We start from the raw sequence: 13,690 nt of genomic DNA, 5'->3' as shown, positions 1-13,690 counted from the left end.
GACCTTTCAGGGGCAGCGGGCAGGTCTGATGCTAAATGCATCCGCATAAATCGTCTGAATATGGATCTTAAAATCATTTTATTTATCCCATACAAAAGAAATGAAAACACGAAAACGTAAAATTGCAGTGGTAGGCGCAGGTGCCATAGGTTCTTATTATGGCATCCTCCTGTCTGAAATGGGCTTCGAGGTTCATTTTCTCTTTCACAGTACCTATGAAAAAATGAAAAAACACGGGCTGTTACTGAAATCAGCATACCACGGTGATATCACTCTTTCCAACCCCTGGGTATATTACTCGGCAGAAGATATGCCGGTCTGTGAAATTATTTTGGTCGGATTGAAGACCACGCATAATCAACATGTCCTGCCGAAGGTGCTGCCTTATATAGCAGACAGAGATACCGCTGTTATTATGATTCAGAACGGGCTGGATATGGAAAAAGGAGCCGCTGCCCTGCTGCCGGATCTTCAGTTTGCAGGTGCCGTAACACCGGTACGCTGTTATAAAGACAGTAAAGGAAATATTGTGCATGAAGGGAATGCTGCTATAGACCTGGGGAATTTTAATCTCAGGAATCCGGAGCGCCTCAGGAAATTCGCAAAAGCATTTACCGCTTTTGGTATTCCGTCTTCTTATCAGGACCTTACAACGATAAGATGGAAAAAGCTGGTCTGGAATATGGCATTCAACGGACTCTCTGTGGTTCTGGATGCTACGACAGACCAAATACTGAATAAAGCTGAGAAAAGATGCAGAACCATTATGAATGAAGTCGCTGATGCCGCCAGATCACAGGGGGTTGCTATCAGTACGTCGTTCATTGATGAATTAATTCTGTTAACCAAAACCATCAGCCCGTATGCTCCGAGTATGAAACGGGATTTTGAAAATTTCCGGCCTATGGAACTCGAATATATCTATGAAAAACCCATAGCCACCGCCCGGAAAGCCGGAATAGAAATGCCGGAAACCACCCGGCTTTTTCATGAACTGCAATCTCTTGAAGAAACTGGCAGCCCTGCTAAATAATCCGGCGTGAAACATGCCTGCCTGATGCCCCTCTGAAACACTCCGCCGGAGTCTCTTTTTTAGACACACAGCACTCCGGTTACCCTATGTAAACAGGGTAATTCTGAGTGTCCCCCTGTACGTAACAGCTGCCTGTCATCAATACAAAACTATACGATATGTTTACGATAAAAAATAAGGTATGTCTGCTCATGGTACTGTTATTATCCTTTGCAGGATACGGGCAGGTGGGCATCAATAATCCCTCTCCTTCGGCTACCCTGGAAATTACCGCAAAGAAAACAGACGGCAGCCGCCCGGAAGGGATTATTCCTACCCGTTTACCGGGAGATTCCCTTCGTAAGGCCGACCAGAAGGGGGTGTACGGCCGCAGCCAGGATGGGGTGATAACCTTTGTCACCGCTGCAGCTTCTCCGGTAAACCGGGTGGGACAGACTATTGATATCGATGCGCGGGGCTATTATTACTATGACTTTCCTGCCAATAAATGGATTAAGCTGTATGGTTCCGCCAGTGCCTCGGCTACCGTGAATACCCTTACCTGTACAGGAGCCGCAGTGAAAGGCAGCCTGTACAGCGGAACCCCTGCATCAGGAGTCAGCGTTCAGATTCCTTACACAGGAGGAAACGGAGGCGATTATCCGGCCCAGACGATTACCTCTGCCGGCGTAACAGGTCTTACCGCTGCTTTACCTGCCGGTACCCTTGGTTCCTCCGGCAAACTTGATTTTACCGTTAGCGGAACCCCTTCCGGTACGGGTACCGCCAGCTTTGCTCTGATTTTTGGCGGGAAGACCTGTACTTTTACCCTCACAGTGAATGCGGCGGCGGTTGTGACCGCCCTTAATTGCACCGGAGCCACAGTGACGGGCGGCCTGTATAGCGGAACGCCTGCATCAGAAGTCAGCGTTCAGATTTCTTATACAGGAGGGAATTCTGCGTCCTATCCCGCCCAGACCATTTCTTCTACGGGAGTGACAGGCCTTACGGCGAGTTTACTTTCCGGAAGCATTGGTGATGCCGGAAACCTTACCTACACCATCACCGGAACCCCTTCCGATTCCGGAACGGCCAGCTTTGCCATTAGTTTTGGCGGGAAGAGTTGTACTTTTACCATAAAAGTGAATGCTGTGGCGGCTGTCTCCACCCTTAATTGCACCGGAGCCACAGTGACAGGCAGCCTGTACAACGGATTCCGTGCATCAGAAGTCAGTGTTCAGATTCCTTATGCAGGAGGGAATTCCGTGTCCTATCCCGCCCAGACCATTTCTTCTGCGGGAGTAACGGGCCTTACGGCTGCTTTACCTGCCGGCAGTATGGGTGCTGCCGGAAACCTTACCTACACCATCACCGGAACGCCTTCCGGAACCGGAACGGCCAGCTTTACCATTAGTTTTGGCGGGAAGACCTGTACTTTTACCATGACGGTCAACACCGGGGCTGCAGTTACCCAGCTTAGCTGTACAGAAGGTACCCGAACGGGCTCCCTGATGCATGGGGTGGCAGCTTCAGCCGTGAGTTTCAAAATTCCTTACACCGGGGGTAATTCCGCCTCCTATCCCGTACAGACTATTGCTTCTACCGGCATAACAGGCCTTACGGCTACCCTGAATGCGGGTACCATTGGTGCTTCCGGAAAGCTTGAGTATACCGTCAGCGGTACCCCCGAGGGTACAGGAAGCGCAAAATTTATGGTGGGCTTCGGAGGGAAGAACTGCGAATTTACGATGCCGGTCGCTGACAATCCGGATCCGGTAGTAAACTGGCTCAGCTGCGGGAGTGGAACGCTGACAGGAACTATTATCCCTGGAGAGGTGCCGGCGGGAGTGAGTTTCACCATTCCTTACGGAGGAGGAAATGGTAAAGCGTATCCTGCCCAGTCGATCTTTGGTAGTAATGGAGGTCCGATTGGTCTTACCGCTTTTTTAGCAGCTGGGACGCTGGCCAACGGAGCAGGTTCCGTTACCTATACCATAAGCCCGAGAACTAATATCGCGGGTAATTTTAAATTCGTTGCTGATCTGGGGGGGAAAACCTGTGAATTTAGACTTAATGTACCTATGAAACCTCCAGATCTTAAAATAACCAGGCTCGATTGTGCAACTGCAACAAAAACAGGAACCCTGACCAGCGGAACCGCTGCTTCAGGGGTGAGTTTCACCATTACTTACAGTGTCAACGGTCCAGCGGGACAGTCTGGAGCTTACCCTGCCCAGAGTATTTCTTCTACCGGGGTCACCGGCCTTACGGCCTCTCTGCCTGCGGGTTGGGGTAAGGCTCCCCATGACCAAACAATCACCTTTACGGTAAGCGGCACTCCCTCAGGTACCGGAACCGCCAGCTTTGCGTTCAATTTCGGAGGCATAGACTGTACCGTTGGCCTTACTGTCAATTAGGAAGCGCAGCCGGTCCGGAAGTAAGGCCGGCTGCCTGTCATCAATACAAATTATTAAATCTATATGATATGTTTACGATAAAAAATAAGGTATGTGTGATCGTGGTGCTGTTATTATCCTTTGCGGGATACGGACAGGTGGGGATCAATAATCCCTCTCCTTCGGCTACCCTGGAAATTACCGCAAAGAAAACAGGCGGCAGCCGCCCGGAAGGGGTTATTTATACCCGTTTACCGGGAGATTCCCTTCGTAAGGCCGACCAGAAGGGGGTGTATGGCCGCAATCAGGATGGGGTGATGACCTTTGTCACCGCTGCGGCTTCTCCGGTAAACCGGGTAGGACAGACCATTGATATCGATGCGCGGGGCTATTATTACTATGATTTTCCTGCCAATAAATGGATTAAGGTGTATGGTTCCGCCAGTACCTCGGCTACAGTGAATATACTCAATTGTACCGGAGGCACAAAAACGGGTGCCCTTACCAATGGGGTTGCCGCTTCAGATGTAAGTTTCCGGATTCCTTACACAGGAGGAAACGGAGGCAATTATCCGGCTCAGACGATTACCTCTGCCGGCGTAACAGGGCTTACCGCCGCTTTACCTGCCGGTACCCTTGGTTCCTCCGGCAATCTTGATTTTACCGTCAGCGGAACCCCTTCCGGTACGGGTACCGCCAGCTTTGATCTCATTTTTGGCGGGAAGACCTGTACTTTTACCATGGATGTCGGGGCCCCGGCTACCGTTACCCGGCTCAACTGTTCCGGGATTACCCAAACGGCGCAGGTGTATCATAATGAAACACCTACCGCGCAAATAGTGGTTCCCTATAGCGGTGGAAATGTAGGGGAAACTTATCCCCGACAAGACTTATTTGCCTTTCAGGAGCCTAGGGGAGGATCTTATAGTATCGCACTTTCCGCAATGAGACACGCTGGTACAATCACTTCTTCCAGTGGCAATATAATATATCATTTAAATAATGGTGGTGTGGGAGCGGGAAATTATAAGTTTACTATCAGTTATGGAGGGCAGAGCTGTGAATACACACTGAAGGTAATCAGGCGCTAGCCCCCCCGGTCCATGTGAAAAAGGATGCTGCAGTGTAAGAGACCCAAACAGGAGTCTTCTGAAAAAAAACTTATCCGGCAAAACACCCCTGTGCACGAAGACTTCATTAGAAATTCTGAAATAGTACCGATGGCCGGAGACATAGCACCTGATCATAACCGGAAATACTGCCGGAAGCGCAGATATTGAATCTGATGTTCTTCATGATGGTATTTTTACAAATATTTTGGACAACGTTTTGTCGGACATCAGAATTTTATAAAGACATCAGCCAATTTTAAAGGGGAAACTGCGACAGACCATTATGCAGCAGGATGTTGTTGTGTCGGATTAATAAAGTTATAAATGTAGTTCTTATACTACATGCTTACGTTTTAAAATGATAGCGAAGCAAACTATTTTTACATCTTTTTTTTTGTATCTCTGATAGATTAGAGGATATTTGCTGTCAGGAGCTATGCCGGTAAACAGACGATAGAAAGCTCCTGATGTTCTTCCACGACAGAGGGCTTGCAAGCGAAATACAGATTTACGTACTCTTCTTTCTTTTAAATCCAAAACCCATAATGAAAAATAAAAAAGAAAAATATTTTACTCCTTTCCAATAATGTCCGGACCGTAATTTGGGACAATCGCCACCGCGAAGCAGATTGCAGATCAATGGATTTTTTTGTGCGGACTTGAATCCCTGCAGTCTGCCGGTCGGTCTCCTGAAGAGATGACGGCCTTTTCCGGATACTCATCTCTCTTTTTCTCTGACCTTCGGTTTTATACCATCACAGAAGAGGGTTATTTGCATAAATACAGTTAATTACACAGAAAAGGACTTCAGTCAAAACTTATTATCAATAAAAATTATCTAACATATTTTTAATTTATGAACAAAAAAAAAATCAGAATTTTATGTGTTCTCTTGTTCTCAACAGGTTATACGGCCCTGTCCGCACAGAAAAAGTTTAAAATAGGTCTGGAGCAGGCGGTTACCTACACCTCCATGGAGGCCAATCTGGCCAGTTCCAACCTGAGTTATTCAAAATACAGCCCGCGGATGGGAGTCGGAGTCAATTTCTCTGCTGAATATTTGTTCTGGAGATCTTTTTTTATAGCTTCCGGGGTTTCCCATGTTCAGAAGAATTACAGATTCGAAAGAACGGGAAAACAAAAGGGCTGGTATACCAATTTCAACAATTCCTTTATAACAGTTCCTGTATTACTGGGAGCCTATATTATAAGAAATCCTTATAAGCAAGAGGGAGTATGGACGAGACTGGCTGCAGGAATGTACCGGGAATACTGGTCGTCCATGAGAAGAGAAGGAAGGTATCCTAATATAGGGATGTTGTTGCCTGACAACTCTTACACCTATATCCGGGTTCAGGAAGAGTACGATTTCCGGAAGAATGAGAATCAGCTCAGAAGATTTGGTTTCGGGCTTCAGGCGCAGGCGCAGGCAGGATATGCTTTTAAGAATATTGATATCTATGGTTCCTGTAATTATCAACACGGAATATCTGATATGAATAGTATTGAGGAGACGCCTCAAAAAATGAGCACCCGGTCTTATATCTTTTCTGTAGGGGCTGCCTATAAATTTTAATAATAATTTACTTTAACAATTTTTGTCAATAAATCATGAAAAAAATAATAACGGTTATGCTTTCAGCTTTTTTGTTTTGTACCAGTACTCATTCATGTATTAAAGAGGATGAAGTGAGGGAAGGAGCGCCCAACCGGAATATCAATGAAAATATTAAGTCGTATGCTGATCTTTTTACGGTGTTCTGGACCGTGATGGATGAGCGCTATAATTTTTTTTATGAACAGAAAAAAAGAGACGGCATGGATTGGACAGCGGTTTATAATGAATATTACCCCAAATTTCTTGCTTTGAAATCCTATCAGCAACAAGGCTTTTCTGAGCACGTTATTCAGGCAGACGCCCGGAAAGCTAAGGAGTATTTTACGAAAATTATTGACCCGATAATGGACAGGCATTATGCTGTATATATAGATCTGCCATCGCTGGGAAGGCAGGCATTCGGGGGAAATGATGAAAGACTGAAACAGACCAGAACATATGGCTTTGACAAAAGGGCTGCGTATATGAAAGAGCATCTTAGAGAGGATGCTTTTGAATCAGAAACCCTGTTGGCTGGCTATTTAAAAGCAAATCCTGATATTTTTTATGTGGCATTTTCAATGTTTGATCTCAGCCAAAACGTAGGCATTTTTAGCGATGATTATTCCTTGAAACCCGTTGCAAATCCCTTAACCATAGCTGAAATTGAAAATGCGGCTGCGCTGCAGCAGATTACCGATGCCAATACAAAATCTGCAATAAGGCAATTGAGCGTAAGTCTATTCAATGAATGGAGCAAAGCCGCTTCTCAAAGTTCAGCAGAGATTACCAACTTTAATGTTCAGATGAAAACTTTCAAAGATACGGAACTGATTTCTCCCGCTCTTTCAGCGGCAGGCCAAAAATTATATGCTAAATTTTCGAATCTGAAAGATTATGAGAGTAAGGAAATTTACGGCTCTTTATTATCTGATGAAACTAAGGCTTATATCCGGTGGTTTATCGGTAGGATGAATGAGCACATCAACACGTCCGGCCTTTCAAAAATAGTAATGGCTTCCTGGGATTTCGACCTAAAAACTGAATTTTATAGAAAATTTTTAAATCCTTTAACGAATGGAAAAATAAAGAAAGTTATTATCGATCTTAGAGATAACGGCGGTGGCCAGATTATTGATTCCAGGTTTTTTGTTGATCGTTTCGTTACAAAAGAAGTGGTGTACGGGTATCAGAGAACCAAAGAAGGAGCAGGAAGATTTAATTATACACCATGGATTGAAGAGCGTGCCATCAGACATCAGTTTGCCATACCTGCACCAATTCCTATGGCCATCCTGACCAATGGCTTTACGGCAAGCATGGGAGAGGCAGCCACCCTTACATGGAAAAGCCAGGGACCGCAGGTGGTATCAATAGGTAATTATACAACAGGTGCAACAGCAGGATTAGGTCCGTTTACTGATTTTAACGGCGGAACTTACCGGGAGAAGTTTGGAGGAAAAATTGAATTTATAATGCCGATGATGGCCTTTAAGGATGCCGGAGGACAGGTTATTGAAGGAATCGGGATAAAACCTGACATTGCTGTGCCTGATCCTACGGATACTGAAATAGCTGCAATGGAGCATTCGCCCAAAACTTTTATAGACAGGGTCATGACAGAAGCGGTAAAATACCTTTCTTCTCAGTAGACGGAATGAATATCTGATAACAATTTCTGATGTAAAAGCGGCCCCGAATTTACTGCCCGGATGGGTTAAAGGACGTTTTGTTTTTCTGGTATTCACTCACTCAAGCAGATCGAAAGATCGACCGAAATTAATAAAGTAACCCGGAAATGTCATGCTCCGGAAAAACTTTAATAAGATAAAGGCATTATCCTCTGTGATAAGTGGCTAAACAGCTGCTTGTAACCTTATGGAAACTATATCACCCGGTCCGGTGAAGCTGTTGGATCACCGTAATGCTGATGCCTGTAACCTAAAATGAAAAACAAAAAAAACAATCAAAGAAATGAAAAATTCACACAAAAATTATGGGCTCCTGACAGGAGCAGCCTTTCTGTTTCTGGTGTCCTGTGAAACAGAAACCAATGCACTCCTGACTTCCCGGGACATGGAACAACAGGAGATGTTGAAAAAAGATCTTATTTTGGAAGGCAGTCCTGAGTACGAAGACATCCTGAAGTATTCGAAAGTATTACCGATGGCCGGTGATAAAAATCCTGTTCGTAAAAACAGAAATTCCGGCACGCTTTCAGAACGTGAATTTGAAATTCCCCAGGATATTCTTTACGGATGGGGACTCAGAAAGTCAAATTTTGATAAAATGCTTGTTAGCAGTAATATCAATGATGCATTTGTAAAGTATTATGTTTCTGCTTATACTACTCTAGGTGCGACCCCTAAAAATTTTATTCCTGATTCTACCATGACCATAGACAGCCGGATTAACGGAGTTGTATCCAATGCAGCCGGTCCGAACAGTGTGAGTACCTATAGAACTACGCCGGATAACTATAACCAACATAGTGTTTTTAATGGTGAGTATAACGGGGCTAATTACTATGTGATGGGAAAACATATGAGAAGAGTATATGGGATGACAATGGATGAAGCAAATAGTATTCTCTTTTGTACGCAGCATAGAGAGCATTCGGGCTATCCTAGGGCCACTGCGTATTTCTTTCAGAACGGAATAGAAAATAATATGCCTGAGCGTTATAAAAATCCAAGCGGGTGGACTGGTATTATTTATAATTTTGGAGTATGGGCAGATTATCCGTTATTATATAATGTATATCAGACAGGTACTCCTGCCGACCCCTGGGCCTTTATGGAGTATGACCGTCAGGATATTTTAACGGGAAATAATATCTCTGTGTTTGCGGCCAGAGCTAATGACAAGTACAAAGACTGGTCATTGAAGGATAAATCAGTGATCTATGGAAAATATAAAAATGAGAAGGAAAATTATACCTACAGTGATCAGGAAGGAAATCTAAAGTTGGTGGGATCAAGTGATATTGTAAATAGGGGGACAACAGAGGCTACTTATAGACGGACAATCACTGTTACTGATGTGAAGTCAGCGAGTGTAACGCATTCCGGGACCAATACCTACAGTATGAACGTAAGTGCGAGTATTTCTAAAACTGCCGGTGTTAATGTAGGGCTCGCATCCAGCAGTATTACTGCTACGCTGGGGTTTGATTTCGGATATGTCAACAGCAGGACTACGGACAATACCGAGACCAATGAAACTTCTACGGCCGATTCTGAGGAGATCACCGTTGCTGTTCCGGCAGGGAGAACCTATAGGGTATTGGTATATTCTTATACGAAAGAAATAAAGGTGCATAAAGGAGCATATTTAAAAACCTATCAGAAGCTTTTCCAAAACAAAGAAAATATGGCGGTTCCCCCGTTTGTCTCAGTCTCTCTTTGCGATGACACTCCTTTTGTTAATATTCCCATCCGTAAATTTGCCGCCTATTCAGGAGTATTTCCTGCTAACGGATACGGGACACGCTACCTTTATACAGGAATCGATTTTACAGGAGGAAACGGTGATTCTAATAAAAATGCGTATGATTTGTTGTGGATGGGGGATGTAGAGGTTAAGGTACAATCAACAAACGAAATGCAAAAACGTATAGAGATAATGGATGTTACCAATCCTAATAATCCGGTAAGGGTTCCTTAACTGTTTTTATTGATTTTACAAAACTATTGATGTAAACTTCTTTGAATGATTACGAATGATTTGTGAAATCAGGGTGTAGCAACCAATCTGTACCGAGTGATTAAAACATGGTGCAGATGATTGCTAAAATGTATCCCTGTGCTTTTGTTAATACTACTGTTTAAATGCTTTCATGATGTCACACAAACAACAACAACGATTACTGTATCACATGCGTTTCCGGGGAATGACCAGACATGAGGTAACCGAACTGCTTGGAGACGGATCTTATGATGCTGATACTGATGTCTGGCATTATACGGTACATATCACATTCTGGGGAAGAAAAACGATTTTTATAATTGGGTACCGGAGTGATAACACGGTGGAATTTAAATTGACAAAATATACATACTAAGGAAACAAATAAATACGTTTTCCCGATGTAATGAATGTTGAAGAATTATGAGTGTTATTTTTACTCATCACATTATATGAAAACTATATATCTGAAAAAATAACATTTTCTTTTACAGTGCATTCTATCGGTAAGAACTTAATTGGATATTGGTAACTGATTGTAAACTAAAAAGCAATTATTCCAAGTAAATAAAAATTGCGCCAACTGTCTTCAGTTGGCGCAATTTGGCTTTCAGTGACCTTAACGAGCGTATCTTCAAACACTTTTATCAATGATTTGGTTGGTTTGGGTCAAATTAAAAAGGAGTTTGCAATTCCAAATTTTTAACATTTGATCACTTGTGGTTGTAAAGTTATTTGCAAATTACTTTTTAGGTAAATGTAATTATCTAATATGTATTGTTAGACCATGGTTGGCTTCCACCTTTTTCTATCGGTTGAGTAAAGATTTAATCAATGATTCATAGAATATTAGTGAATAATATTGAAAATATAATGTGTGCATTCAAATATATATTTTGCTTAATATAATCCGATAATCTTACTAAATTTGCAAAGATATTTTACAATGATGTTATTCGATCAGAGTTTAATGGTATCAAGAAAAGATAATATTACTCCTTTTCGAGATAACGTTTGATATCTCTAACATAGAGAGGGTATTCTTTCTTTGCTTGCGCTGTTTTTTTTAAATCTATGGAATGAGTAACAAATTTTCTTTCCGGGGTGGTTGATTCTAACAAATTGCCAGTCATCGGTTCTATAATCCAGCCTGTGCCACCCCAATCGAATTCAGCACTTTGTCCTGACCTGTTTGAACTCAAACAGTAGGCTCCCGATATAATTGCTGACGCTCTGCCAATTGTTAACCATTGTTCAACAGAAGATTTCCCCGTTGCTCTGGGACATAACAATAGATCTGCATTTTGTTTTCCATATTGACGGGCCCTTTCTGTGAACCACAGTTCAGTACACATAAGCACACCAATTCTCAAGTCATCAAGCTGAACTGTCTCAAAGGAAATATTGTCTTCTCTGTCGAACCAGCTTTCTTCCCAAAAATGATCTTCTTCCGGAAAAAGGGCTTTGGTATGAATTTTCCGATGGCCTTTTCCCTTTTGAAAAACAAATGCCGTATTGTAAAATTTTGTACCAAGAGTCTCGGGAGCAGAATAAATAATATACTTGGCCTCAAGCTTTTCTACTTCCTTAAGCCAAAACTGATGTTGTTCTACACTTTTTTGCTGTACATCTTCTGAGACCTCTTTGCTATTAACAAACCATGAATAAAAAGGCATTTCAGGTAAGAGTAATAAATCTGTCTTATTTTGGTTGAGATAAATTTGGAGTTCTCGCCAGTCTTCTAAAAATTTCTTTCTGTCATTACTGAGTTCACATACCGTAACATTCATACTTAACTATTTTTAATAATATACAATGAACTATTTAAACAACAGGACAAAGTTTGAAAACCTTGTCCTGTTTTATATTGTTCAAAATCAATTATGCGGAAATACCGCCATCAATTTTAAAGCTGCTGCCTGTGATGTATCCTGCTTCATCACCTGCTAGGAAATTAACCAAAGATGCTACTTCCTCTGGAAGAGCAAAGCGCTTTAATGGAATGGATTCCATAAGATACTGGCGTATATTTTCATCAGCATTAATCAGCATATCAGTTTCCGTAGCTCCCGGCTCTACACTGTTCACTGTAATTTTTCTGGGCGCGAGATCCCATGCAAGACCTCGGGTATAAGCAGAAACAGCGGCTTTTGTGGCTATGTAATCAGACATACCCGGACTGCCAATCCTGATTCCACCAACCGAGGCAATGTTGATGATTCTTCCTCCGTCAGGCATATATTTCTGTGCTGTTCTAACGGCTTCGGCAACAGAACGAATATTTACATCGATCTGGTTATTGTATGCTTCTGCTCTTTCGCTTGCAGTTTCAATTGGACCGTTTACGGCTACAGCAGCATTATTGACCAGTATATCGATCCTGCCAAATGCTGCTACAGCTTCTTCGATGGCACTTTCTACAGCTCCTTGAATTGCTCCATTAGCTTTTATGGCTACTGCTTTTCCTCCGGCCTCAACAATATCAGATACGATTTGCTGAGCGTTGCTTTCTGAGTTTAAATAAGTGAAGGCAACCATTGCGCCTTCTTTTGCAAGGCGTTCTACAATTGCTTTTCCCATTCCGCGAGTTCCTCCGGTAACGAAGGCTGCTTTTTCTTTTAATTTTGACATTTTATTTAAATTTTATTGTAAGTTCGTTAATATCAGTTTATAGATAATCTAATGCTTGTAACATTGAATATGTACAATTTCTAAGACTTTCATTAAAGCTTTATTGTTACGGATTGACGATAATTTTACCTGCAGTGTGATTTTTTTCAAGTTCTGTATGAGCCTGCGCTATTTCTTCAAGTTTAAACTTCTTGGAAACATGTGATTTTACTAAACCTTCTTTCATTAATCCTGCAATGGCGGTCATATCTTTCCCGTTTGAAACAACGGCATTGTAATAGGCATGCACATCTAATTCTTTAGCACGCTTTTCCCATTCGCTTCCCTCAATGTGAGACCATAGGCTTAATAATGTACCTCCTTTTTTCACTATACTAAGGGTTTTTTGGATATGCTCATCCCGCAATCCTTCAATAACATAGTCTACCGGTTCGGTTACCTCTAACAAGTCAGTCTTTTGATAATCGACAAATTCATCTGCTCCAAGACTCATCACCAAATCCTTTTTTGATCCGGAAGCTACAGCAATAACATAAGCACCAAAATATTTGGCAAACTGCACTGCAAAATGCCCCACACCGCCACCTGCTGCGGTTATAAGTACACGATCGCCCATTTTTATAGGATTTTTAATGAGTGGTTGCCAGGTAGTTAATGCTGCCATGCCTGCAGCAGCAGCTTCATCATGGGAGATATTATCTGGTTTTATTGTAATATCAGCTATGTTGGCAACTACATATTCTGCATAAGCTTTAGCGTGTCCGGGTGTTGTAAAAGTTGGGAAATTGAGTAGACCAAACACCTCATCACCAACAGTAAATGTGCTGACATTGTTTCCTATAGTTTCAATGACACCCGAAATATCCCAACCCAATATTTTGGGGGTTTCATTGTTAAATATGTAGTCTAATGCAGGGTTTTGTCGTGCATAGATATCTGTGGGATTAATGCTTATTGCATGTACTCTGATGAGCACCTCATCATCATTGGGTGTTGGAATAGGGAGTTCTACCATTGATAATTGGTCAACATCTCCTTGTTTTTTTAGTATGACTGCTTTCATTTGAATGATTATATAATATTGTTGAGAATGTGAATAAATTTTTAAAAATTTTGATCTTTATCTCAATTTCTTATGCAAAGTTATAAGCAATTAGGTATAACTTTGTAACCAGTATCATGGCTGATACTCGGGAGCAAAAAATGGAAGTCTTGAATTAAGGCAAAATTTGCGCTGATAACCGAATAGTAAAGA

The 13,690-nt window shown here is 42.3% G+C and carries 10 protein-coding genes; 7 read left to right on the top strand and 3 right to left on the bottom strand.

Annotated elements, in window-relative coordinates; genetic code table 11:
* Positions 1-100 precede the first annotated feature (100 nt).
* The 7 genes from ACR1PO_RS03240 to ACR1PO_RS03210 all read left to right on the top strand — a co-directional run bounded on the left by ACR1PO_RS03240 (position 101) and on the right by ACR1PO_RS03210 (position 10,180).
* Entirely contained in the window at positions 101-1,033 is a 933-nt protein-coding gene (locus tag ACR1PO_RS03240; protein WP_433985812.1) for a 2-dehydropantoate 2-reductase, read from the top strand.
* A 158-nt stretch (positions 1,034-1,191) separates the two neighbouring features.
* Entirely contained in the window at positions 1,192-3,429 is a 2,238-nt protein-coding gene (locus ACR1PO_RS03235; protein ID WP_433985811.1) for a hypothetical protein, read from the top strand.
* Positions 3,430-3,497: 68 nt separating this feature from the next.
* Positions 3,498-4,499 carry a hypothetical protein gene (locus ACR1PO_RS03230; RefSeq protein WP_433985810.1) on the top strand — a complete coding sequence of 334 codons (1,002 nt, stop codon included), beginning with the start codon at positions 3,498-3,500 and terminating at the stop codon, positions 4,497-4,499.
* Positions 4,500-5,376: 877 nt separating this feature from the next.
* Complete coding sequence (locus ACR1PO_RS03225; RefSeq protein ID WP_433985809.1) at positions 5,377-6,096, top strand: outer membrane beta-barrel protein; 720 nt, start codon at positions 5,377-5,379, stop codon at positions 6,094-6,096.
* Positions 6,097-6,131: 35 nt separating this feature from the next.
* Entirely contained in the window at positions 6,132-7,769 is a 1,638-nt protein-coding gene (locus ACR1PO_RS03220; RefSeq protein ID WP_433985808.1) for a S41 family peptidase, read from the top strand.
* 322 nt (positions 7,770-8,091) lie between these two features.
* The gene (locus ACR1PO_RS03215) at positions 8,092-9,783 is read left to right on the top strand and encodes a hypothetical protein (protein ID WP_433985807.1); all 1,692 of its coding nucleotides are present in this window, start codon (positions 8,092-8,094) and stop codon (positions 9,781-9,783) included.
* A gap of 172 nt (positions 9,784-9,955) precedes the next feature.
* A complete protein-coding gene (locus ACR1PO_RS03210; protein WP_433985806.1) occupies positions 9,956-10,180 on the top strand; it encodes a hypothetical protein in 225 nt (74 codons plus the stop codon).
* A 616-nt stretch (positions 10,181-10,796) separates the two neighbouring features.
* Here the strand turns inward: ACR1PO_RS03210 and ACR1PO_RS03205 are convergent.
* From ACR1PO_RS03205 to ACR1PO_RS03195, 3 genes are all read right to left on the bottom strand, one after another.
* Positions 10,797-11,594, bottom strand: coding sequence for a carbon-nitrogen hydrolase family protein (locus tag ACR1PO_RS03205; protein ID WP_309997073.1), 798 nt, complete (start codon positions 11,592-11,594; stop codon positions 10,797-10,799).
* Between the two features lie 91 nt (positions 11,595-11,685).
* The gene (locus ACR1PO_RS03200; protein ID WP_072953203.1) at positions 11,686-12,435 is read right to left on the bottom strand and encodes an SDR family NAD(P)-dependent oxidoreductase; all 750 of its coding nucleotides are present in this window, start codon (positions 12,433-12,435) and stop codon (positions 11,686-11,688) included.
* Positions 12,436-12,541: 106 nt separating this feature from the next.
* Complete coding sequence (locus ACR1PO_RS03195; protein WP_433985805.1) at positions 12,542-13,498, bottom strand: NADP-dependent oxidoreductase; 957 nt, start codon at positions 13,496-13,498, stop codon at positions 12,542-12,544.
* Positions 13,499-13,690 lie beyond the last annotated feature (192 nt).

Source organism: Chryseobacterium amylolyticum (genome assembly GCF_051011775.1).
Taxonomy (GTDB): Bacteria; Bacteroidota; Bacteroidia; order Flavobacteriales; family Weeksellaceae; genus Chryseobacterium.
This window is presented reverse-complemented; position numbering and strand designations above follow the sequence as displayed.